At 35.1% G+C, this 23,903-nt stretch carries 18 protein-coding genes; 2 read left to right on the plus strand and 16 right to left on the minus strand.

Annotated features, from left to right (window positions below; genetic code table 11):
* Nucleotides 1-4: 4 nt before the first annotated feature.
* The 13 genes from ruvA to ACRASX_RS02955 all read right to left on the minus strand — a co-directional run bounded on the left by ruvA (nucleotide 5) and on the right by ACRASX_RS02955 (nucleotide 17,363).
* Nucleotides 5-586, minus strand: coding sequence for a Holliday junction branch migration protein RuvA (gene ruvA / locus ACRASX_RS02895; RefSeq protein WP_432222365.1), 582 nt, complete (start codon nucleotides 584-586; stop codon nucleotides 5-7).
* A 77-nt stretch (nucleotides 587-663) separates the two neighbouring features.
* Nucleotides 664-2,955, minus strand: coding sequence for an NADP-dependent malic enzyme (locus ACRASX_RS02900; RefSeq protein ID WP_066310900.1), 2,292 nt, complete (start codon nucleotides 2,953-2,955; stop codon nucleotides 664-666).
* 330 nt (nucleotides 2,956-3,285) lie between these two features.
* The gene (locus ACRASX_RS02905) at nucleotides 3,286-3,711 is read right to left on the minus strand and encodes a CBS domain-containing protein (RefSeq protein ID WP_432222366.1); all 426 of its coding nucleotides are present in this window, start codon (nucleotides 3,709-3,711) and stop codon (nucleotides 3,286-3,288) included.
* A 255-nt stretch (nucleotides 3,712-3,966) separates the two neighbouring features.
* Entirely contained in the window at nucleotides 3,967-4,890 is a 924-nt protein-coding gene (gene queG / locus ACRASX_RS02910; RefSeq protein ID WP_432223061.1) for a tRNA epoxyqueuosine(34) reductase QueG, read from the minus strand.
* A 79-nt stretch (nucleotides 4,891-4,969) separates the two neighbouring features.
* Complete coding sequence (gene ruvB, locus ACRASX_RS02915; protein ID WP_066310907.1) at nucleotides 4,970-5,992, minus strand: Holliday junction branch migration DNA helicase RuvB; 1,023 nt, start codon at nucleotides 5,990-5,992, stop codon at nucleotides 4,970-4,972.
* A gap of 72 nt (nucleotides 5,993-6,064) precedes the next feature.
* Nucleotides 6,065-7,861, minus strand: a complete 1,797-nt coding sequence (locus ACRASX_RS02920; protein WP_066310909.1) for a cytochrome c oxidase subunit I — start codon at nucleotides 7,859-7,861, stop codon at nucleotides 6,065-6,067.
* A gap of 30 nt (nucleotides 7,862-7,891) precedes the next feature.
* Nucleotides 7,892-9,046 carry a cytochrome c oxidase subunit II gene (locus ACRASX_RS02925; protein ID WP_432222367.1) on the minus strand — a complete coding sequence of 385 codons (1,155 nt, stop codon included), beginning with the start codon at nucleotides 9,044-9,046 and terminating at the stop codon, nucleotides 7,892-7,894.
* A gap of 19 nt (nucleotides 9,047-9,065) precedes the next feature.
* Nucleotides 9,066-10,427 carry a quinol:cytochrome C oxidoreductase gene (locus ACRASX_RS02930; protein WP_066311160.1) on the minus strand — a complete coding sequence of 454 codons (1,362 nt, stop codon included), beginning with the start codon at nucleotides 10,425-10,427 and terminating at the stop codon, nucleotides 9,066-9,068.
* Between the two features lie 27 nt (nucleotides 10,428-10,454).
* Nucleotides 10,455-11,000 (minus strand): c-type cytochrome, encoded by a 546-nt coding sequence (locus ACRASX_RS02935; protein ID WP_066310913.1) that lies wholly within the window; start codon nucleotides 10,998-11,000, stop codon nucleotides 10,455-10,457.
* Nucleotides 11,001-11,008: 8 nt separating this feature from the next.
* On the minus strand, nucleotides 11,009-11,533 hold the full coding sequence (locus tag ACRASX_RS02940) for a DUF3341 domain-containing protein (RefSeq protein ID WP_066310915.1): 525 nt from the start codon (nucleotides 11,531-11,533) through the stop codon (nucleotides 11,009-11,011).
* Nucleotides 11,523-12,926: an NrfD/PsrC family molybdoenzyme membrane anchor subunit gene (gene nrfD / locus ACRASX_RS02945; protein ID WP_066310921.1), complete on the minus strand. Its 1,404-nt coding sequence runs from the start codon at nucleotides 12,924-12,926 to the stop codon at nucleotides 11,523-11,525. Before nrfD ends, ACRASX_RS02940 begins: the two co-directional genes overlap by 11 nt.
* 37 nt (nucleotides 12,927-12,963) lie before the next feature.
* Nucleotides 12,964-16,014, minus strand: a complete 3,051-nt coding sequence (locus tag ACRASX_RS02950; protein ID WP_432222368.1) for a TAT-variant-translocated molybdopterin oxidoreductase — start codon at nucleotides 16,012-16,014, stop codon at nucleotides 12,964-12,966.
* A gap of 32 nt (nucleotides 16,015-16,046) precedes the next feature.
* On the minus strand, nucleotides 16,047-17,363 hold the full coding sequence (locus ACRASX_RS02955) for a c-type cytochrome (protein WP_066311164.1): 1,317 nt from the start codon (nucleotides 17,361-17,363) through the stop codon (nucleotides 16,047-16,049).
* Nucleotides 17,364-17,582: 219 nt separating this feature from the next.
* On the opposite strand from ACRASX_RS02955, the gene ACRASX_RS02960 reads away from it, so the two are divergent.
* Nucleotides 17,583-17,972 carry an SPOR domain-containing protein gene (locus ACRASX_RS02960; RefSeq protein WP_066310924.1) on the plus strand — a complete coding sequence of 130 codons (390 nt, stop codon included), beginning with the start codon at nucleotides 17,583-17,585 and terminating at the stop codon, nucleotides 17,970-17,972.
* A 216-nt stretch (nucleotides 17,973-18,188) separates the two neighbouring features.
* Here ACRASX_RS02960 and infB read toward each other — a convergent pair whose 3' ends face one another.
* Genes infB through rimP form a run of 3 tightly spaced genes read right to left on the minus strand, consistent with a single transcriptional unit; the run spans nucleotide 18,189 to nucleotide 22,854 of the window.
* Nucleotides 18,189-21,077: a translation initiation factor IF-2 gene (gene infB, locus ACRASX_RS02965; RefSeq protein WP_066310929.1), complete on the minus strand. Its 2,889-nt coding sequence runs from the start codon at nucleotides 21,075-21,077 to the stop codon at nucleotides 18,189-18,191.
* A 51-nt stretch (nucleotides 21,078-21,128) separates the two neighbouring features.
* Entirely contained in the window at nucleotides 21,129-22,376 is a 1,248-nt protein-coding gene (gene nusA, locus ACRASX_RS02970; RefSeq protein ID WP_066310931.1) for a transcription termination factor NusA, read from the minus strand.
* Between the two features lie 13 nt (nucleotides 22,377-22,389).
* Nucleotides 22,390-22,854 (minus strand): ribosome assembly cofactor RimP, encoded by a 465-nt coding sequence (gene rimP / locus ACRASX_RS02975; protein ID WP_432223062.1) that lies wholly within the window; start codon nucleotides 22,852-22,854, stop codon nucleotides 22,390-22,392.
* A gap of 176 nt (nucleotides 22,855-23,030) precedes the next feature.
* On the opposite strand from rimP, the gene ACRASX_RS02980 reads away from it, so the two are divergent.
* Nucleotides 23,031-23,855 (plus strand): universal stress protein, encoded by an 825-nt coding sequence (locus ACRASX_RS02980; RefSeq protein ID WP_432222369.1) that lies wholly within the window; start codon nucleotides 23,031-23,033, stop codon nucleotides 23,853-23,855.
* The last annotated feature ends 48 nt before the right edge of the window (nucleotides 23,856-23,903 follow it).

Consider the following 23,903-nt stretch of genomic DNA (forward strand, 5'->3'; position numbering starts at 1 on the left):
CTTTTTATAAATTTTTCAACGCTTTTTTAATGATGGTTTCAACTGAAGCCTCAGGTTCTTCTTTTACTATTTTTTCGACAACTTTTTCGGCTGTTTTACGAATAAATCCTAAAACTTCTAAAGCAGATAACGCCTCATCTCGGTTTGTATTGTTTAGAACTATAGAAACTTCGTCTAAATCAAATAATTTAACTACTTTTTCTTTTAAATCAAGGATCACTCGTTGCGCAGTTTTATTACCAATTCCTTTAATAGATTGAATAACAACTACATCTCCCGAAGCGATTGCATTGATAATTTGTTTGGGTTCTAATGAAGACAACATTGTTCGTGCAATATTGGCGCCTATACCTGAAACGGATAGTAACATTCTGAATATTTCACGTTCTGATTTTTCTACAAAACCAAACAAAATATGAGAATCTTCTTTAATTTGAAGATGCGTAAATAATTTAATGAAATCTGAATTTGGAATCAACGAGTACGTGTGTAAAGATATATTTACTTGATAACCAACTCCTCCACAATCAATAATCACCTCAGTAGGTGATTTTTCGACCAATTTCCCTTGTAAATGTGCAATCATAGTTTCACTAATTAATCAAATATATGAAAAATGAGCCTAAAAAAGGCTCATTTTACTTTATACTTAATATCGTACAATTATTTTGTTAATTTCAACTTTTTGTTTTCTTTTTCTTGTGCATCAAGAACAGCGATTGTAGCCATATTTACCATTTCTTCTACACTTGCTCCCAATTGAAAAATGTGTACTGGTTTACCCATACCCATCATAATTGGCCCAATAGAATCTACTTTATCAATTTCTTTTAATAATTTGTAGGTAATATTTGCTGATTCAAGGTTTGGGAAAATTAGCGTATTTACCTTCTTTCCCGCTATCTTAGAAAAAGGGAACTTATCTTTAAGCAACTCTGCATTTAAAGCAAAATCAGCTTGCAATTCTCCGTCCACAATCATATCAGGATGATTTTTATGCAGATAAGCAACTGCTTCTCTAATTTTTGCAACTGCAGGATGAGGTGACGATCCGAAGTTAGAGTAAGAAACCATTGCGATAACAGGTTCAATTCCGAACATACGAGCCGTTTTTGCTGTCATTATCGCAATTTTAGCCAGATCTTCCGCAGATGGATTGATGTTAATTGCCGTATCTGACAAAAACATTGGACCACGTTTGGTCATCATCATATTAGCAGTAGCTACTAGTGAAGCACCTGGTGCTTTATCAATCAATTGAAGCATTGGCTTTACAACTGTTGGGTAACTTCTTGAATACCCTGTTACCAAAGCATCTGCTTCTCCTTCATTTACCATCATTGCAGCAAAATAATTACGCTCTCGCATTAATTTTTGTGCATCCAATAAAGAAATTCCTCTTCGTTGTCTTGTGCTCCAATACGTATGAGCAAAACGATCACGTCTTGCTTGTTCTTTCTTAGTTTTTGGATCGATAATTTCAATATCTGCATCAAATCCTAGTTCTTTTTTAAACTCAGTAATGATTTCTTTATTACCTAATAAGATAGGAAATCCGATACCTTCTTCATATACAATTTGAGCTGCTTTTAAAACATCAAAATGATCTGCTTCTGCAAACACAATGCGTTTTGGTTCCATCTTGGCTCGGTTTGTAATCAAACGAACCATTTTGTTATCGTTTCCTAATCTTTCTAAGAGCTCTTCTTCGTATTTATCCCAATCTGTAATTGGATTTTGAGCTACACCCGATTCCATTGCTGCTCTCGCAACTGCAGGCGCAACGATGGTAATTAAACGTGGATCAAATGGTTTTGGAATGATATACTCAGTCCCAAAAACTAATTTTGTTGCTCCGTAGGCTACATTTACTTGCTCCGGCACCGATTGTTTTGCTAGTGATGCCAAAGCTTTAACCGCAGCCATTTTCATAGCTTCGTTAATTTTAGTCGCCCGAACGTCTAAAGCTCCTCTAAAAATATAAGGAAATCCTAAAACGTTATTTACCTGATTTGGATAATCAGAACGTCCTGTGGCTATAATAACATCTTTGCGAGTTTCTACAGCAACATTATAATCAATTTCTGGATTTGGATTTGCCATCGCAAAAACAATAGGATTGTCTGCCATGGTAAGTAGCATTTCTGGCGAAAGAATATCTCCAGTAGATAATCCTAAAAAGATATCAGCGCCTTTCATAGCTTCAGCCAACGTGATTGACTCTCTATCTACAGCATACTTTTGTTGTAATTTTGATAAGGACGGATTGTCTTTAGTCAAAAGTCCTTTACTGTTAAACATCAAAATATTTTCGAGTTTAACTCCTAATAAAATGTATAAATCAGCACAAGCCAAAGCAGCCGAACCTGCTCCAGAAACTACCATTTTTACATCTTCTGCTTTTTTATCAGCTAATTCTAAAGCGTTTATTAATGCTGCCGAAGAAATAATTGCAGTTCCATGCTGATCATCGTGCATCACCGGAATATTTAATTCTTCTACCAAACGTCTTTCAATTTCAAAAGATTCTGGGGCTTTAATATCTTCTAAATTTATACCTCCAAAAGTTGGAGAAATATTTTTTACAGTTTGAATGAATTCTTCAATGTCTTTGGTTCCTATTTCGATATCAAAAACATCGATATCTGAAAATATTTTAAAAAGCAGACCTTTTCCTTCCATTACCGGTTTTGAAGCTTCTGGTCCGATATCTCCTAAACCTAAAACTGCCGTTCCGTTTGTAATTACAGCAACTAAATTTCCTTTTGCAGTATATTTGTAAACGTTGGTAACATCTTTAGCAATTTCTAAACAAGGTTCAGCAACACCGGGTGAATACGCTAAAGATAAATCTCTTTGCGTAGCATATTTTTTTGTTGGAACTACTTGAATTTTTCCTGGAGTTGGTTTAGCATGATATAATAATGCTTCTCTTCTTTTACTGTCTTTATTCATTGTTTTTAGCTTTTAATCTAGGCTGCAAAGATAGTGGAGTTCCTGTAAACAGAACATTTTTCTGCGAATCTTTTAGTAGGACTTCTCTTTTTTAAGAAAAATTCAAAAAAACAAGTAGAAATAAGGTGATCAGTTTGAAAAAGTAACTTATTTATTAAATTAGTTCTTTTGCATAATAAGCAAAAAGAACGATTTAACTAGTTAGTCGTTTATGTAACTAAAAAAACGAGTAGAAAATAAATTTTTCCACTCGTTGTACTAATATCTTATTCCTTTTATTGTTTGTGAAACTAACCTTAAATAAGATCGTTTTACGTAAGTGGATCTTTTTTATTGAGAAATGTATGAGTCTAAATGCTGAATCGTTTCTTTTTGAACTTCAATTATTGCCTTTACAACATCACTTATCGAAATTATCCCGATGACTTTTTGCTCTTCTACTACGGGAAGATGACGAATTCTTTTATTACTCATCAGCGCCATACAATTATCTAGCGTATCCGAATCTTTGATTGTAAAAACAGTCGATTCCATAATTTCGCTTACGGGCGTATCTCTCGATGTTTTGTCTTTTAAAACAATCTTGCGGGCATAATCTCTTTCGGATAATATTCCTTTTAGCGAACCATGGTCGATAATTAAAATAGCTCCAATATTTTTTTCTCCCATTACTTTTAAGGCCTCGTATACGGTTGTTGATGAAGTCACCGAATAAACCTCGTTGCCTTTTGTGCTTAATATTTGATTTACAGTCATAAGGAAATTTTTTAAGGATTATAAAGTTAAAAAAAATATGACATAAACCAAGAATCTACTTCATTTTTTTATTTCTATGAATTTAATACACAGCACAATACCTAAAAAAAAAGACTTATTCCTGTACACTTATTAGAGAAAAAAGAAAGATTAAAAAACTATTAATTAAGGAATTATATCCTACGTTGCGGCAAAGTAAAATTTGAGAAATGTACTAGAAATAAAAAACATGAAGTTAAAGCTTGAAGAATAACATTACTTTAAAAAATCAATATTTCGCTTTAAGCCACTAAACTTAGAGCGTTTTAAAGGAGAGTCTTTAAAAACCTGTCTAAAAGTTTCTTCGGTAAGTTCTACCCAATCATTTTTAGTAAAAGAGAGTAGGTTAGGATTAGCATTAAAGAGAGGTTCGTTATGTGATTTCGAAAAGCGATTCCACGGACAGACGTCTTGGCAAACGTCACATCCAAAAATCCAATCGTCAAACTTTCCTTTCAATTCGTAAGGAATATTATCCTTTAATTCAATTGTAAAATATGAGATGCATTTACTCCCGTCAACAACATACGGCGCAACAATTGCCTGAGTCGGACAAGCATCCAAACAAGCGGTACATGAACCGCAATGATCAGTAACTGCGAAGTCGTATTGAAGATCTAAATCGATTATCAACTCGGCAATAAAATAAAAAGAACCAGTTTTCTGTGTAATTAAATTACTATTCTTTCCTATCCAACCTAAACCGCTCTTAGCGGCCCATGCTCTATCTAAAACTGGTGCTGAGTCGACAAAGGCACGACCGGATACTTCACCAATTTCAGCTTGAATTGAAGCTAAAAGTTCATTCAATTTATCCTTTATGACAAAGTGATAATCTTGACTGTAAGCATACTTACTAACTTTGAATGCGGCTTCATTTTGAAATTCCTGCGGGTAATAATTTAAAAGTAAAGAGACTACACTTTTTGAGCCTTCAACTAATAATGTAGGATCTAATCTTTTGTCAAAATTATTCTCCATGTAAGTCATCTGCCCATTTCGTTGGTGGTAGAGCCAGTTTTCTAATCGTGGTGCTTCCTCTTCTAAAAATCCTGCTTTCGAAATACCACAAGACAGGAATCCGAGCCGCTTTGCTTCAGATTTTATAAATGACGAATATTTTTCTTTGGTATCAATAATTGTAAAATAATTTCCGCAAAATTGAGAAGTGTAGTGCTTCTTTTAGCAATTAAGTATTCTTTTAAAATTCAATAAAAAACTAAAACAAACCGCCTTGAATGTTAGCTTTAACAATTCCTAAATGCCTGTACGCTTTGTCGGTTACCTCACGACCACGAGGAGTACGCATAATAAACCCTTCTTGTATTAAAAAAGGCTCGTAAACCTCTTCAATAGTTTCACTACTTTCTGAAACCGCAGTTGCTAGAGTTGAAAGTCCAACTGGACCGCCTTTAAACTTATTTATAATAGTTGCCAAAATTTTATTATCCATTTCGTCTAAACCGTGCGCATCAACATTTAATGCTTTTAGAGCATATTGTGCAATCTCTAAGTCGATTGTTCCGTTTCCTTTAATCTGAGCAAAATCACGAACGCGACGCAATAAGGCATTCGCTATACGTGGCGTTCCACGACTGCGTCCTGCAATTTCAATCGCAGCTTCAACATGAATCGGCATTTTTAAAATAGATGCACTCCGCTCCACTATCGTCGATAAGAGTTCTTTAGTATAATATTGCAATCGAGAAGATATACCGAAGCGTGCACGCATTGGCGCAGTTAACAAACCCGAACGAGTAGTGGCGCCAATAAGCGTGAAAGGATTTAAATTGATTTGAACAGTTCGTGCGTTTGGTCCAGATTCAATCATTATATCAATTTTAAAGTCTTCCATAGCAGAATACAAGTACTCTTCTACAATAGGACTCAAACGATGAATTTCGTCAATAAAAAGCACATCACGCTCATCTAAATTAGTCAGCAGTCCCGCTAAATCGCCTGGTTTATCTAACACTGGGCCAGAAGTGATCTTTATACCCACCTCTAGTTCATTCGCTAATATATTAGCAAGTGTAGTTTTTCCCAGACCGGGAGGCCCGTGAAACAAGGTATGATCAAGTGCTTCACCTCGCTGATTAGCAGCAGCAACAAACACTTTAAGGTTTTCTAAAACATGATCTTGACCCGCAAAATCATCAAAAGAAAGTGGTCTTAATTTCTTTTCAAGATCAAATTCTTCGGTATTATATTGGTTTGTTGTAGGATCTAAGTTCTCGTTCATATAGCAAAGATAACTAAAGAACAAACAAGACAAAAAAAAACCGCTATTTATAAAATAGCGGTTTTAGTTATATTAGTGATGAAGAACTTCTTCTCCTTCTTTCATCGGTATATTTTGCGGTACAAAATCTACATCATAATTCGGATTACTATAATCATAAGGCCAGCGGTGCACTTCAGGAATTTCACCTGGCCAGTTACCGTGAATGTGTTCGACAGGCGTAGTCCACTCTAATGTTGTAGATCTCCAAGGATTCTGAATTGCTTTCTCTCCGTAGAAAATACTACTAAAAAAGTTATATAAGAATACTAATTGAAAAACTCCACCTACCAAAGCAAATACTGTAATTAATACGTTTACGTTTTGTAAGTCATCAAAAAGTGGAAAACTTGTATTGGTATAATATCTTCTTGGAAGACCAGCTAAACCAATAAAGTGCATTGGAAAGAAAACACCATAAGCACAAACTGCAGTTACCCAAAAGTGTATGTATCCTAAATTCTTGTTCAACATTCTACCGTACATTTTAGGAAACCAATGGTAAACACCAGCAAACATTCCATAAAGAGCAGAAATACCCATTACTAAGTGGAAGTGAGCAATTACGAAATAGGTATCGTGCACATTAATATCTAATGTACTATCTCCTAAAATAATTCCAGTTAAACCACCAGTAATAAAGGTTGAAACCATACCGATAGAAAACAACATTGCTGGATTAAACTGAAGGTTACCTTTCCATAAAGTTGTAATCCAGTTGAATGCCTTTACAGCTGACGGAATTGCAATTAATAAAGTTGTAAAAGTAAATACAGAACCTAAAAATGGATTCATTCCGGAAATAAACATGTGGTGTCCCCAAACAATTGTCGAAAGAAACGCAATTGCTAAAACAGACATAATCATCGCTCTGTATCCAAAAATTGGTTTACGAGAACTTGTAGCTAATACTTCAGAAACAATACCCATTGCAGGTAAAATTACAATATAAACTTCTGGGTGTCCTAAAAACCAAAACAAGTGCTCAAATAAAACTGGAGAACCTCCTTGATAATGCAAAACTTCACCAGCGATATAAATATCAGATAAGAAGAAAGAAGTACCAAAACTTCTATCAAAAATTAATAATAACGCAGCCGATAATAAAACTGGAAACGAAATTACTCCAATAATAGCAGTTACAAAAAATGTCCAAATCGTTAATGGAAGTCTAGTCATAGACATTCCTTTAGTTCTTAAGTTAATAACAGTAACGATATAATTTAAAGATCCCATTAAAGAAGATGCAATAAATATCGCCATAGAGATTAACCATAAAGTCATACCTGTTCCAGAACCTGGAATCGCTTGTGGCAAGGCACTTAATGGCGGATAGATTGTCCAACCTGCAGATGCTGGTCCTGCCTCTACGAATAAAGACGACAACATAATTACTGCGGAAAGAAAGAATAACCAATATGAAATCATGTTCATGAATCCAGAAGCCATGTCTCTAGCACCAATTTGAAGTGGTATCAATAAGTTACTGAACGTTCCACTTAAACCGGCTGTAAGAACAAAAAACACCATTATAGTTCCGTGAATAGTTACCAATGCCAAATAGGTATCATTACCCATAACGCCATCAGGTGCCATTCTATCACCTAATAAAACATTAAATAATTTAAATGACTCTTCTGGCCAGGCCAACTGCATTCTAAAAAGCATAGACATCATAATACCTATGATTCCCATTATAATACCTGTAATCAGGTACTGCTTTGCAATCATCTTGTGATCCGTACTAAAAATATATTTAGTAACGAATGTCTCTTTATGATGATGTTCGTGTTCGTGATCGTGTCCGTGATCGTGACCTTCTGCTGACATATATGTATACTTTAAATTTTCTTAATAATATTATTTCATAGCTACCTTAACAACTTCAGTTGAATCTGCAGCAATAACAGAATCTGCTGGTGTTGCTGTTGGTTGCCCTGGAGCTGGTGCAGCATTTCTAATATCAATGGCTAAAGAAGTTTTTTCACTCAACCACTTTTTGTAATCTTCTGGCGTATCGACAACAATTTTCATTTGCATGTTGTAGTGCGAAGAACCACAAATTTTATTACACAGCAATAGGTAATCAAATGCATATGGATCTAGAGCAACTTCTCCATTTGCAACTAATTCTTCACTTTTCTTAGCACGTAAAGAGTTAATATTAGCAACTTTTTCGATCATATACGGCAATTCTCTATACTCGCTTGTCGTGTAAGTAGGGATAAAAGCAAACTCAGTAACCATTCCAGGAACACAGTTCATTTGAGCTCTAAAATGTGGCATGTAAGCGGAGTGCAATACATCTTGTGAACGCATTTTAAAATGCACTTTTTTACCTTTCGGTATGTGTAATTCTGAAACTACAATATCATCTTGAGCATAAGGATCAGACATATCTACTCCTAATGTATTGATACCTTCGATTAAACGAACGTTTGCTTTACCTAAAACATTATCTGGTCCAGCATATCGAGCCGTCCATTTGAACTGTTGGGCATATAGCTCAATTTCAATAACATCTTCATCTTTATCAACAAACATAATATTGTTCCAAGCATACAATCCGTAAAGAATTAAACACGCTAGAACTATTGAAGGAATAATACTCCAAACTGCTTCTAATTTGTTACTGTCGGCAAAAAATAAAGCTTTTTTGTCTTTATCACCTCTGTATTTAAAAGCAAAATAGTGTAATAATCCTTGTGTAATAAATTGAACAATAAATATTAATACCCACGTAATGTTCATTAAGTTATCTACAGTATCACCATGCTCTGAAGCAGATGTATGCAAAACTAATGGTCCCCATACGATTAGTCCATAAATTGTTAAGATATAAACGAATGCAAGAAAAGCAAACATAATATAACCTTGTACATTATTATCCCTATCAGAAGCAACCTGAGTATTGTCAATATTTGATCCTACTTGAGTAAGGTCGAATATTTTTGTCAATTGCCATAATGCAACTGCGAATAAAACTAAAACTATAATTATCAACAAACTTGTCATCTGTTTTTATCTTTTAAAATTAATAATGAAAATGCTTACTTTCTTCGATAAATGGATTTCTTTTTGCCAATAAAGGAGATTTAGCCAATGCTGAGAATACAACAAAAATAAATAAACCTAAAAAGAAAAATATAGACCCAATTTCTGAAGCTCCAATAAACCATCTGTCACCAACAGATCCTGGCATAATCATGTTAAAGAAGTCAATATAGTGACCCAATAAAATAACAACTCCAGCCATAACTAGTACCCAATTAATTCTTTTGAAATCACTACTCATTAAAATTAATAATGGGAAAATAAAATTCAAAGCAACAGCACCAAAAAATGGTAAGTTATAATCGCGAATTCTAGTTACAAAATATGTTACCTCTTCAGGGATATTTGCGTACCAAATCAACATAAACTGCGAGAACCATAAGTATGTCCAGAAAATACTAAAACCGAACATATATTTCGCTAAATCATGAATATGACTGTTGTTTACAAAATCTAAATATCCAAGAGATTTTAAGAATATTGCAACCAATGCTATTACAGTAATACCACTTACAATAAAACTTGCAAGTACATACCATCCAAACAAAGTACTAAACCAATGTGGATCAAAAGACATAATCCAATCCCAAGACATAATTGATTCAGATACAATAAAGAATACTAAAAACCCAGCCGAAGCTTTAAAGTTCTTTTTATAGTATAGATCATCATTAGCTTCATCTTGTGCCAAACAATTTTTTCTACTGTAGTAATTATATAAGTTCCAACCACCTAAAAATATAGCTGCTCTTACGATCCAAAAAGGAAAATTTAAATAACCCGATTTGTTAGCAACAAGTGCATCATAATTAGCATGATTAGGATCAGTAACTCCTTCTGCTAACCAAGTAAATAAATGGTTAAAGTGCAATCCGCATAAAATTAAAAGAACAAAAAATATCAATGAACCAACCGGCAAATAAGCTGTAATTCCTTGCATTACCCTAAACAAAACTGGAGACCAACCTGCCGAAGCAACTTGCTGTATAGCATAAAATGCTAGAACTCCCATAGTTAAAAGTAAAAAGAAAATACAAGCTACATAAAACGCAGCCCATGGTTTATTTTGCAACTGATGCAAAACGTGATTTAAGTGTTCAGTATGCTCATCAGCTTGAGCGACATTAGCTTTCTTGTCTGTACTTACAGCGTGTGCATCATGCGATTCAACCGCTGTAGCTGCATGAGCTTCACCATGTCCGTCATGAGATTCTGCCGCAAGAATAGCTTCTACTTCTTGAATGTCTTTGGGGGCAGTTAAAAAACCATAACCAATACCTAAGACTCCTAAGGCCATTAAGATGATTGAAAATGTTTTTAATTTACTTGAAAATGTATACATATCTAATACGATCAGTTTGTTCAACAATTATAATTGGCTCTTTAGTTCTAAAACATAGTCAGCAACTAACCAACGTTCGTGGGCACTCAATTGATTCGAATGTGAACCCATTGCGTTTAAACCATAAGTTTGTACATGAAAGATACTCCCAAGAGTAAGATCTCTATCTTTGTAACTAGGAACTCCTAAGAACTTTTCTCTTTCCACTAACTTACCTTTTCCGTCACCAGCACCACCGTGGCAAGAAATGCAATAAATATCATAAAGCACTTTCCCTTCCGCAGAAGCATGTTCTAAAGAATCTAAAGGAGACTTTAAATTTGCTTTTGCCATGTCATAACCTTCAGGAGTATTTGGATACTCATAAGGTTCAAAACCTCTATTTATAGTTCCATCTACTGGAAGCTGTCCTTCTTTTCCTCCCTTAAATGCGCTTGATTCTGCATACGTTTCGTAACCTACAGATTCGTACATATCAGGAAAATATTGATAGTTGGGCTCCAACTTATTGTGACAAGAAGAAACTAAAACAGTTATACCAACTAGTAGCGTTATTTTATATACTCTTTTCATAGTTGTAATTAATTCTTTTCTATTACTTTAACTTCTACTGCTCCTGTATTTTGAAAGAAAGAAATTAACTCCTCTTCGTTATCATTAACAGCAACTTCCATTAAAAAGTGATCATCAGTAGTTCTTACATCAGGATTTTCCGCTTCTTTAAATGGCCAAAGTTTGCTTCTCATATAAAAGGTAATAACCATCAAGTGAGCTGCAAAAAAAACAGTCATTTCAAACATAATTGGAACGAATGCCGGCATGTTTTGAATAAAGCTAAAGCTAGGCTTTCCTCCAATATCCTGAGGCCAGTCATGAATCATAATATAACTCATCATAAATGTTGCAAAGGCTAACCCTACGCAACCATAAAGAAACGAGCAAATTGCTAATCTTGATGGAGCCAATCCCATTGCTTTATCTAAACCGTGAACAGGAAATGGTGTAAAAACTTCCTCAATATGATGATGAGCAGCCCTTGTTGATTTAACAGCATCCATCAAAACATCATCGTCATTATAAATGGCGTATATTACTTTACTCATGATGTGAATTTTTATTTTCTTTTCTTTCTCTAATGTAATTATCTCCAGTTCCTTTCAAAATAGTTTTCACTTCTGCCTGAGCAATCACAGGGAATGTTCTAGCGTATAATAAAAATAATACGAAGAAGAAACCAATTGTTCCGATGAAGATACCAATATCTACAAAGGTAGGTGAAAACATAGTCCAAGAAGATGGTAAATAATCTCTATGTAATGAAGTAACAATAATTACGAACCTTTCAAACCACATTCCGATGTTTACAACAATCGAGATAATAAAAGAGAACATTATACTTGTTCTTAATTTCTTAAACCACATAAATTGAGGAGAGAATACGTTACAAGTCATCATCGACCAATAAGCCCACCAGTAAGGACCTGTAGCTCTATTTAAAAAAGCGTATTGCTCATACTCTACTCCAGAATACCACGCTACAAACAGCTCGGTTATGTACGCCACACCAACAATAGAACCCGTAATCATAATTACGATATTCATTAATTCAATATGTTGTAATGTGATGTAAGATTCTAAATTAGACACTTTTCTCATAATAATAAGTAAAGTGTTTACCATTGCAAATCCCGAAAAAACTGCTCCAGCAACGAAGTAAGGAGGGAAAATTGTAGTATGCCATCCTGGAATAACAGAAGTAGCAAAGTCCATCGATACAATCGTGTGTACTGAAAGTACTAAAGGAGTTGCTAAACCAGCAAGCACTAAAGATACTTCTTCAAAACGCTGCCAATCTTTAGCTCTACCGCTCCATCCAAAACTTAAAATAGAATACACTCTTTTATTAAAAGGAGTAATTGCGCGGTCACGTAACATTGCAAAGTCAGGAAGTAAACCAGTCCACCAGAAAACTAATGAAACAGATAAGTACGTTGAAATTGCAAATACATCCCACAGCAGTGGTGAGTTAAAGTTAACCCATAATGATCCAAATTGATTTGGTATAGGTAAAACCCAATATGCCAACCAAGGACGACCCATGTGTATAATTGGAAATAATCCGGCTTGAATAACTGAAAAAATAGTCATTGCTTCTGCAGATCGGTTAATTGCCATTCTCCATCGTTGACGGAAGAGCAGTAATACGGCCGAGATCAAGGTTCCAGCGTGACCAATACCAACCCACCAAACGAAGTTAGTAATATCCCATGCCCAACCAACAGTTTTGTTTAATCCCCATGTTCCAATTCCTGTAGAGACGGTGTATATTATACAGCCTATTCCCCAGAGAAAGGCTGTTAATGCGATTGAAAATACAATCCACCAATGTTTATTCGCTTTACCTTCGACTGGAGCTGCAACATCTACAGTTATATCGTGATAAGATTTATCACCTATAATCAAAGGTTTTCTAATGGGTGCTTCGTAGTGAGACGACATAATCCTTTATATGTTTCTTAATTAATATTTTTTTGTACTAGGTATTTCTAACTTTAACATGATAAATCACATTAGGTTTTGTTCCAACATGTTCTAACAAATGATACATTCTATCATCAGCAACCAATTCGGCTACTTTGCTTTCTTTATCATTTATATCCCCAAAAACCATAGCTCCAGAAGAACAAGCACTAGAACAAGCCGTTTGGAATTCACCATCTTTAATCTCTCTACCTTCGCGTTTTGCTGTTAAAATAGTCAATTGTGTCATTTGAATACACATTGAACATTTCTCCATAACTCCACGAGAACGTACATTTACATCCGGATTCAACACCATGCGTCCTAAATCATCATTCATATGATAATCAAATTCACTGTTTTTGCTGTATAAGAACCAGTTGAAACGACGTACCTTATAAGGACAGTTGTTTGCACAGTAACGAGTTCCTACGCATCTGTTGTACGCCATTTGATTTTGACCTTGACGACCATGAGAAGTTGCCGCTACTGGACAAACTGTTTCACAAGGCGCATGGTTACAATGCTGACACATTACAGGTTGAAAAGCTACTTGAGGATTATCTGAAGCGTGTTCCATTTCATTAAAAGTTGACAATGAACTAGATAACCCAGAGATATTCTCTTTTCTTTCAATATCCTCTGCAAAGGTTGTATCAGAAGAATAATATCTATCAATACGCAACCAGTGCATATCACGACTTCTTCTAATTTCTGACTTACCAACTACAGGAACGTTATTCTCAGCGTGACAAGCAATAACACAAGCTCCACAACCAGTACAAGCATTTAAATCAATAGAAAGATTAAAATGATGCCCAATAGAACGATCAAACGAATCCCATAAATCTACTGATGTAGCTGCAACTTCTTTGTGATCTAAAGATACCACTGGTTGTTCGTTCCAATGTGCTGCATCTTTAGTATTGAATATTTCTAATGTAGTCTCTTTAATAATATCACCTCTTCCCATCAAAGTCTTTTGACCTTGAACACAAGCAAATTCATGCTCGCCAGAAGCAGCTTCTATTACTACAGTTTGTACGTTTTTAAAATCTTTATATAGAGCGTAAGCATTAACACCTACCATCATCTCTTCTTTCATAGCCGCTTTACGACCGTAACCTAAAGCGATTCCAATAGTTCCAACAGCTTGACCTGGCTGTACAATTACAGGCACGTTTTCTAACTTAATACCATTTACAGTTAAATTAGCATAACTACCATTTAAGCCACCATTTGCAACAATTTGATTAGTTAACCCTAATCTTTTTGCATCAGCATTGGCAACAGTAACATAGTTATCCCATGAAACTCTTGTTAATGGATCTGGAAATTCTTGCAACCATGGATTGTTTGCTTGCTGCCCGTCTCCCATACCTGTCTTAGTATACAATACCAATTCAATTCCGTTTGATTTAGAAGCAGAAAGTGCACTAGCAGCCGCATTGTAATTTGCAGAACCAGCGCCTAAAGCATTTGTAGCAGAAACAAAAATACCATCGTGTAAAACTTTATTCCAAAAAGTACCACCTATTACAGATGAAGCATTTGCTTTAACATAATCGTAGTACGTACCTGAAATTCCATTTAGAGAAAGTAAAACATCTTGAAACTGTTTAGTATCAAATATCGGTCTAATTGTAGGCTGCGTTAATCCATAAGTTCCTTTTGTAATACTAACATCACCCCAAGACTCTAAATAATGAGGAACAGCAGCAGCAACAGTAGAAAGTAAAGCCGTCTCATCTTCCTTTAATGAAAAAGCAACAGATGTAGTTACTTTTTTCAGACCTGAAGCAAATCCTTCTGAATCTGCTAAAGTATAAACTGGATTCACACCACTCATTAATAAAGTGTGTACTTTCCCTGCATTCATATCGACCAACAATTGAGATACAGCAGCATTAGAACCTTTTCTAATTTGTCTTGTACCAACAGTTGTAAATGACTCACTAGCTAAAGCTTGATTAACAGCTAAAACTAATAATTGAGCATTTTTATCATCAATTCCAGAAACCAAAACTCCTTTTGAACCAGCAGCTTTTAATTGTTGAGCAGCCTTAGTAACTTCAGCTTTAAAAGCTGAATCTAAATTTACAGCAACAGCAGAACCTGTAATAATATTATAAATTTGAACTAGAGCTTGTTTTTGATTTGCCGAACTCATAGCAATACGTTTATCAGCTGCAGCACCAGACAAAGTCATATTAGACTCTAACTGAAAATGACGCGACATCTTCCCGTTTCTAGGAATCCTTCCCTGAGCATAACCAGAATCATACCCACCACCTTGCCAATCTCCAAGAAAATCAGCACCAACGCTTACTATTAATGAAGCTTTTGAAAAATCATAATCAACTAAAGCTCTTTCACCATACACTTCTTCAAAAGCATCTAAAGCTTCAGACGAAGATACAGCGTCATAAATAACATGTTTAGCTCCAGGATTATTAGAAACAAACTCTCCAATTAATTTTTCTGTTGACGGACTCGCTAAAGTATTAGTTAACAAAACAACTTGACCTCCTTTTGCTTTCGCATCAGCAAGACTCGCTTCGATTTTTAAATCTACTGCGGACCAAGTTGAGGCTTTACCTTCAATTTTTGGCTCTCTCAAACGGGTACTGTCATATAAAGACAATATAGAGGCGTGAATTCTAGCATTAGCAGCAAATTTCGCTCCTTCAACCGTATTATTCTCAATCTTAATAGGGCGCCCTTCTCGCGTTTTTACCAATATGTTTGCAAAGTCAAAACCATCAAAGACAGTAGTAGCATAATAATCTGCAACTCCAGGGATGATTTGTTCTGGCTGTAAAACGTAAGGTATTGATTTGTTTACAGGTCCTTCGCACGCAGCCAAAGTAACTGCTGCTGTACTAAAACCAACGTACTTTAAAAAGTCACGACGTGATGTCGAAGAAGAAGACAAAGCTCCTCCATTTCCTAAAAACTCATCAGTAGGAATCTCTTCAACAAATTCGTTATTTCTAAGCGCCTCAACAATAGAACTATTATCTTCTAGTTCTTCAACACTTTTCCAGTATTTTTTGTTTGATGACATTGTATATAAATATTAAAATCTTAATAATTCGATTAATAGTGGCATTTACCACATTCTAAACCTCCCATTTGTGCTGCAGTCAATTTGTCTACACCGTATTTTTTAGAAAGTTCAGCATGAATTTTCGCATAGTATTCATTCCCTTCCATTTTAACATCGGTTTTTCTATGACAATCGATACACCAACCCATAGTTAATGGAGCAAATTGTTTTTGGATTTCATATGTTTCCACAGGACCATGACATTTTTGACAATCAATACCAGCAACAGTTACGTGTTGTGAGTGGTTGAAATAAACAAAATCAGGTAAATTATGAATACGAACCCATTTTACAGGCTCCGTCTTTCCAGTATAAGATTGCGATGATTTATCCCAACCAACCGCAGTATATAATTTTTGTATTTCTTCGTCGTAAAAAGCTTTGCTGTACTCAGGAGTAGCAGTAGCCTCAGCAACTTCAGCAATATTCTTATGACAGTTCATACAAACGTTCAACGAAGGAATACCTGCATTTTTACTTACACGAGCAGCAGAGTGACAGTACTTACAGTTTACCTCATTATCACCTGCGTGAATTTTATGAGAGAAATGTATTGGCTGAATTGGCTCATAGTTTTGATCTACTCCAACTTGCATTAAGAAACCATATACAAAATAACCACTAGCCAATAACAAGAATACCGAAGTAACTAATACTAAAAACTGATTTTTTGCAAATGCTTTCCAAATTGGAACACGAACGTTTTTAGGCGTTACATCAAGCTCGTTAATATTGGCAACCTTACGAAGCACATTATTTACTAAAACCAACATAACAACCAACATTGCCATCACCAAAGCAAGAACTCCCAAAATAACGTTATTAGAAATACCGTTATCTTGAGCAGCGCCAGCTGCAGGTTGAGCACCTACTGCAGCAACTGGAGCAGCAGCTTTAGGCTCTGACGTATATGCAATCATATCATCAATATCCGCAGTTGAAAGCTGAGGGAAGTGCGTCATCGGAATTTTATTGTATTCCTCAAAAATCTTCACCGCCGCTGCATCACCTGAAGCAATCAAATCAGAGCTATTATGAATCCACTTGTACAACCAAGCTGCATCATGTTTTTCAATAATACCACGCAACGCAGGCCCTGTAGATTTTGCATCTAACTTGTGACACGCAGCGCAATTTGAATTAAAAAGCTCCTTACCCTTTGCTACATCTCCTCCACTTTGAGCAACAGGAGCATCAGCTGCTGGAGCAGCATCTTGAGCATTTGAAGTTAAAGAAAAAACAACTGTTAGCGATAAGCTAATAAGCAATTTCCTTAAGACCGAATTATGGTTACCCACCTTTTTCATACTACTATAATAATTATCTACTAAATTTGGCACGATTTTTTCATTGTTCAATACATAGAAAATCTATACCCTCTTTTAAAACTTGCACAAAAATACAATTTAAGAACTATTCTAAAAACCTTAAAATAGTCTTAAATGTTAATTTATATCAATTCTAAATAAATTCACATGTAGTCTTTGTTCATTTAAATATTACTTTTGTTCAAAAACCGTCACGTTATGAGAATCTTACCTCTAAAAATGAAACATATCTACACCATTAGCCTCAGTATTTTGACTTGTTCTATATATGCACAAAATCAGAATACTACCTTAAAACAAGACCCTAAATTTGAGCAATTACTCAATGAAAAGCGACGTATTAATGCGACAAATATTGTTAACGATAGTTATCGCGTACAAATATACAGCGGCAAAAGTGACGAGGCTAAAAAGACTTTAAACGATTTTAAAACGGAGTTTAAAGACATAGATGCAACCATAATTTTCAACACTCCAAATTACAAAGTATTAGTTGGTAATTTTGAAAGTAGAATCGAAGCAGAACGAAATTTGATTGATATTAAAAAGAGATACGGAAACGTTTTTTTGATTAAGCCCGAAAAATAGAACGACAATCAATGAAGTAAACATAAAGAGGCCGTCTTAACTAAAATTAAGACGGCCTCTTTATTTATAATTCATAAATGAACAATGGCAGGTTAAATAATTATTAACACCACAGAAGACATAAAACCACTACACTCATAAAATAAGATCTACTTTAAATTTTCTCCATAAAAAAATCCCGACGAATCGGGATTTTTTTACTTATAGCAAAAAATTCTATTTCAATTTTTTCTTAATCGCAACCTCATGGTATGCTTCAATAACATCTCTTTCTTCAATATCATTATAACCTTTAACTTGAATACCACAGTCGTAACCTTTAGCTACTTCTCGTACATCATCTTTAAATCGTTTCAAAGCAATTAATTCACCTTCATGAACAACTACCCCGTCTCTAATAATTCTGATTTTACCATTTCTAGTAATTTTACCATCCATCACCATACATCCGGCAATTGTACCAACTTTAGAAATTTTAAACAACTCTCTGATCTCAGCAGTACCAAGTACTTCTTCTTTCATTACAGGAGCTAACATTCCTTCCATCGCATCTTTCAAGTCATCAATTGCTGCATAGATAATAGAGTAGTAGCGGATATCAATTTCTTCTTTATCAGCTAACTGTCTGGCATTTCCTGCAGGACGAACATTAAATCCGATAATAATCGCATCGGAAGCAGAAGCCAACATAACGTCTGTTTCTGTAATCGCTCCAACACCTTTATGAATAATATTAATCTCAATTTCTTCTGTAGAAAGTTTAGAGAACGAATCGGATAATGCTTCAACAGAACCATCCACGTCACCTTTAAGAATAACATTCAACTCTTTAAATTGACCTAAAGCTATACGACGACCAATTTCATCTAAAGTAATATGACGTTGCGTACGTACCGATTGTTCACGCATTAATTGAGAACGTTTCGAAGCAATTTGTTTCGCTTCTTTTTCATCTTCAAATACATTGAACTTATCACCTGCAGTAGCTGCACCATCAAGACCTAATACTGATACAGGAGTAGATGGACCTGCTTCTAAAACAGAATTCCCTCTTTCATCATGCATCGCTTTAATCTTACCATGATGTTTACCTGCCAACATGTAATCACCAATTTTTAGCGTTCCGTGTTGTACTAATATCGTAGATACATATCCTTTTCCTTTATCAAGGAAAGCTTCTACTACCGTTCCTTGTGCCGCTTTGTTAGGATTAGATTTTAAATCTAACACTTCAGCCTCAAGTAATACTTTTTCTAATAATTCTTTAACTCCTGTTCCAACTTTTGCCGAAATATCATGAGATTGGAACTTTCCTCCCCAATCTTCCACAAGTAAATTCATACCTGCTAATTTTTCTTTTATCTTCTCTGGATTAGAGTTTGGCTTATCTACCTTATTGATTGCAAAAATAATTGGCACATTAGCTGCTTGCGCATGGCTAATTGCTTCTTTAGTTTGTGGCATGATGTCATCATCTGCAGCAATTACAATAATAGCAATATCCGTTACTTGAGCTCCACGTGCACGCATCGCAGTAAATGCTTCGTGACCAGGAGTATCAAGGAATGCGATTTTTTGTCCGTTATCTAAAGTCACTCCGTATGCACCAATATGCTGCGTAATTCCTCCAGACTCACCTGCAATAACATTTTCTTTACGAATATAATCCAGTAAAGATGTTTTACCGTGGTCAACGTGACCCATTACAGTTACAATCGGTGCTCTGAAAACAAGATCTTCTTCTTTATCTTCAACAACTTGTATTGCTTCTTCAATGTCAACAGTAATAAACTCAACTTCATAACCAAATTCATCAGCTACAATAGTTAATGTTTCTGCATCTAAACGTTGGTTCATGGTAACCATGATTCCAAGTGACATACACGTACCAATAACTTTAGTAATTGGCACATCCATCATGATGGCAATTTCACCGACCGTTACAAATTCAGTAACCTTAATGGTTTTACTTCCTTCGTCGATAGCTCTTTGCTCCTCATCAGATTTCTGACGGTGCGTATCTCTTTTATCTCTTCTATATTTAGCAGCTTTAGATTTTCCTCCTTTTTTACCTTGAAGTTTTTCTAAAGTTTCTCTAATTTGATTTTTAACTTCCTCTTCTGTTGGCTCAACTTTAGCTACAATTGCAGGACGATTTCCTCTCACAAATCCAGGACGAGTACTTCTAGCGCCAGGAGCATTTGGAGTAATTTTATTTGGATTTGGTGTTCCTGGAGGCCTTGTACTTGCTGCACTTGGCACACCTGGCTTAGTCGGAATTCTTTTACGTTTATTTTTGTTAGCGCTATTTGCTGCACCTGGAGCACCTGGTTTATTAGGTATGATCTTTGGATCTTCCTTTTTCTTTTTTGGTTTATTAAATTGAGATAAATCAATTGTTTGACCAGTAAGCTTTGTTCCAGATAATTTTTGGTACTGCGTAGCAATTGTTTCTTCTACAGGAGACTCCTCAGTTGTTGAAGGAGCATCATTTGGATTTGCTACAGGAGGAGCGGCAACGGCGACGGGAGCAACAGGTGCTTGGTCCGCCTTCACTACTTTTTCTTCCTTAACTTCCTTTTCTTCTTTTTTATGAATTGCAGCAGCTATAGGTTTCGCGATAGGCTCTTCCTTTTTTACTGGTTTTGCTTCAGCTTGTGGAACTTCAGCTTGAACAGCTTTTGGCTCTTCAGCTTTAACTTCTTTTACAGGAGTACTAGGAACACTTACAGGCTTTTTAGGATTAAGATCGATCTTTCCTACTTGCACAGGACTTTGAACGACCGCTTTAGCTTTAATAATCTCTTGTTGCCTTTGACGTTCTTCGTCTTGCTTGCGTTTATCTTCAATCTCTTTTTCACGCTCTAAACGAAGCGCTTCTTTCTCTTTTCTTTTCTCCTCACCCACTTCTTTAGAAGCCTCTTTATTCCCCTTATCGCCCGCAAATTGACTTTGAAGTATATTAAATTCCTGATTAGAAATTTTAGCGTTTGGATTTGCATCAATAGCAATTCCCTTATCTTTTAGATAATCGACAGCTCTTTCTAACGAAATGTTTAATTCCCTTAAAACCTTGTTAATTCTTATTACTCTCTCTTCAGACATAAAACCTTTTTATTAATACCTAATTTGTTGTGTTGTGAGATCGATAGATAATTAACTATCAAACTCTTCTTTTAGTATGCGCATTACATCTTGAATCGTTTCCTCTTCTAAGTCTGTTCTACGAACTAAATCATCTACTTCTTGCTTCAAGATACTTCTTGCAGTATCTAAACCAATCTTTGCAAATTCTTCGATTACCCATCCTTCGATCTCATCTGAGAACTCTGTCAACTCAACATCATCATCTTCGCCACCCGCAAGATCGCCTTCTCTGATAACATCCAATTCGTAACCGGTCAATAAACCTGCCAACTTTATATTATGCCCACCTCTACCGATGGCTTTTGATACTTCTTCTAATTTTAAGAACACCTCTGCTCTTTTTGTTTCTTCATTAATTTTAATAGAAGAAACTTTAGCCGGACTTAACGCTCTAGTTATATACAACTGGATATTGCTTGTATAATTAATTACGTCAATGTTTTCGTTTCCTAATTCACGAACAATTCCGTGAATACGAGAACCTTTCATTCCAACACATGCACCCACTGGATCAATTCGATCATCATACGAATCGACAGCAACTTTTGCTTTCTCTCCTGGAATACGAACTACATTTTTAACATTAATCAAACCGTCAAAAACTTCAGGAATTTCTTGTTCAAACAATTTTTCTAAAAACTTCTCTGAAGTTCTAGACATAATGATTTGAGGTTTGTTTCCTTTCAATTCAACACTTTCAATAATACCACGTACATTATCTCCTTTTCTAAAAAAGTCAGATGGAATTTGTTTTTCTTTTGGCAAAACAATTTCATTTCCTTCATCATCAACCAAGATTACCACTCGTGGACGAACGTGATGCACTTCGGCGGTGTAAATATCACCAATAATATCTTTAAATTGCTTATAAAGATTAGTATTGTCGTGTTCGTGAATTTTAGAGATTAAGTTTTGACGCAAAGCCAAAATTGCTCTTCTTCCTAAATCTATCAACTTTACTTCTTCAGAAACCTCTTCACCAATTTCGAAATCGGCTTCAATTTTACGTGCTTCTGTTAAAGTAATTTCTTCATTTTCAAAATCAAGATCTTCGTCTGCCACGATCACACGCCTTCTCCATATTTCCATATCACCCTTATCTGGATTAATGATAATGTCAAAGTTGTCATCTGAACCGTATTTTTTCTTCAATGCATTTCTAAATACATCTTCTAAAATTGCCATAAGCGTTACACGATCAATAAGTTTATCGTCTTTAAACTCTGAAAATGAATCGATTAATGCTAAATTTTCCATGCGAATTCTTTAATTAAAATGTTACTGTAACAATTGCCTCTTTGATTTCTGTATAAGGTATTTGTTGTTTTTTCTGTACTGTTTCTTTTCCCTTGCCTATTTTTTTAGGCTCTCTCGCTTCCCACGACAAAATTATAAAATCTTCATTAGCATCAACTAACTCCGCCTCAATTTTTTCGGTCATTGTGGAAACGATGAGGGTACGTCCAATATTTTTTTTGTACTGACGAACCATTTTTAATGGTGAACCTACCCCTACTGAAGCAACTTCAAGAGAAAAATCTTGTTCTTCTCTATCCAAATTATTCTCAACTGCTCGACTAACATCAATACAATCTTGCAACATCACACCATCATCACCATCCAAAGCAATAATTACTTTGAAAGCGTCGGTTATAGTCAAATCAATCAAAAAAATTGATGGCTTCTCAACGAGCGATTCTGCGATTAGCGTATTTATTTTTTCTTTAAACGTCATATTTTTATAAAAAGAGGGGACACTTAGTCCCCTCATTACTTAGTTTTTTTATTAAATAACGGTGCAAATATAGTGATTATTTTTATAAATAGTATTAAATAGATTCTCCTAATATTATTTCCTACCTTTATAGTACATTTTAATAGTCAAATTCTAACTTTTTTAAACCTAAAATAATGAAAAGAATACTAGTCCCCACCGATTTTTCAGAAAATGCAGAAAACGCACTTAAAGTGGCGGTTCAAATCGCTCAAAAAAATAATTCCGAAATCATTCTTGCCCATATTTTAGAACTTCCCAACCAAGCGAAAGATGCCATCATGGGCGGAACGAGCATTCCGGAAGTTATGCTTTTTATGAAAAAAGCAGAAGAAGTTATGGCAACTTTGAGCCAGAAACCGTATTTGAGTAACATAAAAGTAGGAACGATTACCAAATTAGATCGCGTTTCTGAAGGAATAAATACCATTACCAAAGACAATGCAATCGATTTAATTGTGATGGGCTCTCATGGAACTTCAGGATTCGAAGAATTACTAATTGGATCGAATACTGAAAAAGTGGTTCGTCATTCTGACATACCTGTTTTAGTTATCAAAAAAGAAATTACAAATTTTAAAATTGACAACTTAGTTTTCGCTTCCGATTTTTCTGAAGAAATCAAAAAACCTTTCCAAAATTTACTGGATTTCGCTTCTTTCTTTAATTCAAAATTGCATTTGGTCCTAATTAATACACCAAATAGCTTTCATACCACTAAGGAATCGGATAAAATAATGAACGACTTTGTGAGTAATTTTAGCTTAACTAATTACACAACGCAAACTTACAATGACTCTAACGTAGAAAGTGGAATAGTGAATTTTGCAAAGTCTATAGATGCAGATGTAATTGGAATGTGCACACACGGTCGAACAGGTCTCTCGTACTTTTTTAATGGAAGCATCAGCGAAGGCTTAGTAAACCACACTATTAGACCAATCATTACTTTTAAAATATAAATCAAAAGTTATTGCATAAAAAAAGCCTCTCGAATGAGAGGCTTTTTT

Source organism: Flavobacterium sp. TMP13, assembly GCF_050847115.1.
Taxonomy (GTDB): domain Bacteria; phylum Bacteroidota; class Bacteroidia; order Flavobacteriales; family Flavobacteriaceae; genus Flavobacterium.

Bases quoted from the DNA above. Each gene is read 5' to 3' on its own strand.
- ACRASX_RS02980 (WP_432222369.1), top strand. From the start codon at position 23,031: ATGAAAAGAATACTAGTCCCCACCGATTTTTCAGAAAATGCAGAAAAC.
- nusA (WP_066310931.1), bottom strand. From the start codon at position 22,376: ATGGAAAATTTAGCATTAATCGATTCATTTTCAGAGTTTAAAGACGAT.
- ACRASX_RS02950 (WP_432222368.1), bottom strand. From the start codon at position 16,014: ATGTCATCAAACAAAAAATACTGGAAAAGTGTTGAAGAACTAGAAGAT.
- ruvB (WP_066310907.1), bottom strand. From the start codon at position 5,992: ATGAACGAGAACTTAGATCCTACAACAAACCAATATAATACCGAAGAA.
- ACRASX_RS02935 (WP_066310913.1), bottom strand. From the start codon at position 11,000: ATGAAAAGAGTATATAAAATAACGCTACTAGTTGGTATAACTGTTTTA.
- nrfD (WP_066310921.1), bottom strand. From the start codon at position 12,926: ATGTCGTCTCACTACGAAGCACCCATTAGAAAACCTTTGATTATAGGT.
- ACRASX_RS02905 (WP_432222366.1), bottom strand. From the start codon at position 3,711: ATGACTGTAAATCAAATATTAAGCACAAAAGGCAACGAGGTTTATTCG.
- ACRASX_RS02925 (WP_432222367.1), bottom strand. From the start codon at position 9,046: ATGACAAGTTTGTTGATAATTATAGTTTTAGTTTTATTCGCAGTTGCA.
- ACRASX_RS02920 (WP_066310909.1), bottom strand. From the start codon at position 7,861: ATGTCAGCAGAAGGTCACGATCACGGACACGATCACGAACACGAACAT.
- ACRASX_RS02960 (WP_066310924.1), top strand. From the start codon at position 17,583: ATGAGAATCTTACCTCTAAAAATGAAACATATCTACACCATTAGCCTC.
- ACRASX_RS02930 (WP_066311160.1), bottom strand. From the start codon at position 10,427: ATGTATACATTTTCAAGTAAATTAAAAACATTTTCAATCATCTTAATG.
- ACRASX_RS02900 (WP_066310900.1), bottom strand. From the start codon at position 2,955: ATGAATAAAGACAGTAAAAGAAGAGAAGCATTATTATATCATGCTAAA.
- rimP (WP_432223062.1), bottom strand. From the start codon at position 22,854: ATGACGTTTAAAGAAAAAATAAATACGCTAATCGCAGAATCGCTCGTT.
- ACRASX_RS02955 (WP_066311164.1), bottom strand. From the start codon at position 17,363: ATGAAAAAGGTGGGTAACCATAATTCGGTCTTAAGGAAATTGCTTATT.
- ruvA (WP_432222365.1), bottom strand. From the start codon at position 586: ATGATTGCACATTTACAAGGGAAATTGGTCGAAAAATCACCTACTGAG.
- infB (WP_066310929.1), bottom strand. From the start codon at position 21,077: ATGTCTGAAGAGAGAGTAATAAGAATTAACAAGGTTTTAAGGGAATTA.